Source organism: Sphingomonas sp., from assembly GCF_031426035.1.
GTDB lineage: Bacteria > Pseudomonadota > Alphaproteobacteria > Sphingomonadales > Sphingomonadaceae > Sphingomicrobium.
Map to the genome: position 1 here is coordinate 1 of NZ_JANPKO010000037.1, position 2,184 is coordinate 2,184.

The 2,184-nt window shown below is 67.9% G+C and carries 2 protein-coding genes; both read right to left on the minus strand.

The genetic code is table 11. The features are described 5' to 3' along the window. Nucleotides 1–896, minus strand: an 896-nt coding sequence (ftsZ, locus tag RMP08_RS02340) for a cell division protein FtsZ (RefSeq protein ID WP_310467363.1), incomplete at its 3' end; no start/stop codon positions are given. A gap of 160 nt (nt 897–1,056) precedes the next feature. Continuing rightward, nucleotides 1,057–2,184 (minus strand): cell division protein FtsA (ftsA, locus tag RMP08_RS02345; RefSeq protein WP_310467364.1); only part of this gene is annotated, 1,128 nt, incomplete at its 5' end.

Sequence of the window (2,184 nt, forward strand, 5' to 3'; positions counted from 1 at the left end):
CCCCAGATGATGTTGGCGTCGGGATCGACCAGTTCCTTGATGTGGCTGGCGGCCTCGTCGACCTCCATCAGCCGCATGTCCTCGCCGCCGGTGATCGAGATGATCACGCCCTTGGCGCCCTTCATGCTGACCCCGTCGAGCAGCGGGTTGGAGATTGCCTTCTCGGCGGCCTCGATCGCGCGGTTGTCGCCGGCCGCCTCGCCGGTGCCCATCATCGCTTTGCCCATTTCGCCCATCACCGAGCGCACGTCGGCGAAGTCCAAATTGATTAGGCCCGGCATCACCATCAAATCGGTGATCCCGCGCACGCCCTGCTGAAGCACCTCGTCGGCCATTTCGAACGCTTCCTTGAAGGTCGTGTCGGAATTGGCGAGGCGGAACAGGTTCTGGTTGGGGATGACGATCAACGTGTCGACATGCTGCTGGAGTTCGTCGATCCCGGCGTCGGCCGAGCGGCCGCGGCGCGCGCCTTCGAACGCGAACGGCTTGGTCACGACGCCGACCGTCAAAATTCCCTTGTCGCGCGCGGCCTTGGCGATGACCGGCGCGGCGCCGGTGCCGGTGCCGCCGCCCATGCCTGCCGCGATGAAACACATGTGCGCGCCTTCCAGCGCGCGCTCAATCTCTTCCAGCGTCTCTTCGGCGGCGGCACGGCCGATCTCGGGGCGCGACCCGGCGCCGAGCCCCTGGGTGATCTTGAGCCCCAACTGGATGCGGCGGTCGGCCTGCGACGCATTGAGCGCCTGCGCGTCGGTGTTGGCGACGATGAAATCGACCCCCTGGACGTCCGAGCGGATCATGTTGGCGACGGCATTGCCGCCGGCCCCGCCGACCCCGATCACGCTGATCCGCGGGCGAAGCTCGTCGACCTCGGGCCGGATGAAATCGATGCTCATGGACTTGTGCCCCCCTGCTGCGGCTAGCGCGCTGAACCTGCGACTGGAATCAATGCACTAGTCCGATTCGCGCACCAAGCGAAAAAGTTAACGGACAACGAAAATTTGGGGACAAAGTGGCATTTGCGACTCACTTTGCGCCATTTGGGCACAATCCGCGTCAGAACCCGCCCTTCATCGCCGCCACCAGCCGCCCGATCACGCCGGTCGCGGGCTTGCGGTCGGCGAGCGGGGTCAAGGCGATATCGCGCAAGTCGCCGCGCCCCGAGGCGGCCAGGCAGGCCAGCCCGACCAAAGTCGAAAACGCCGGCCCGCTGTGCGCATCGGGCAGCCCGGTGATCGTGCGCGGCCGCCCGACCCTGACCGCGCGCCCGAGCACGCCCTGCATGTAATCGGCAATATTCTTCAATTCCGCGCCGCCCCCGGTCAGCACCACCTGGCGCCCGACCGGCCCGGTGAACCCCAAGTCCTTGAGCGCGCCCTCGACCGCGCCGGTGACTTCCTCGACGCGCTGGCGGATGACCATCATCAGCTGCGCGCGGGTGATGCGTATGGGCTCGCCGCCGTCCTCGCCGATCTGGCTCGCCTCGATCATCTCGTGGTTGTCGCGCGGGGACGTCATCGCCGAGCCGTAGAAGCATTTCAGCCGCTCGGCGTCGCGCCGCTGGACCCCGAACGCGCAGGCGATGTCGTCGCTGATGTCCTTGGCGCCCAATGGGATCGAGCGCAGTCCGACCAGCATCCCGCCGACATGCAGCGACACGTTGGTCACTTCCGCCCCCAGCTCGACCAGCGCGACCCCCAGCTCGCGCTCGTCCTCGGTCAGGCACGCCACCGCCGCCGCCACCGGCGAGGCGACGATCGCTTTGACCCCCAGGTGCGCCGAGCGGATCACATAATCGATGTTCCTGAGCGGCGCCGGGTCGGCCGCGATGACATGGATGTCGACCCCCAGCCGGTCGGCGTGGAGCCCGATCGGCTGCTGCACCCCGTGCACCCCGTCGATGGTGTACAGCGCGGGGTGGGCGTGGAGCACGACCTGCCCGCCGCGGTCGAGCGCGGTTTTCCCGCCCGACAGCAGTTCGTCGATGTCGGCCTGCTCGATCTGGTGGCCGCCGAGATCGACCTCGACATTGGCGACGTCGCTGACCAGCCCGCCGGCGCCGAAGCTCGCCCAGACTTCGTCGACGGTGACCCCCGACATCCGCTCGGCCAGCTCGACCGCCTCGCGCACCGCGAACTCGCTCGCCGCCATGTCGGTGATGTAGCCGCGCTTGACCCCGCGGCT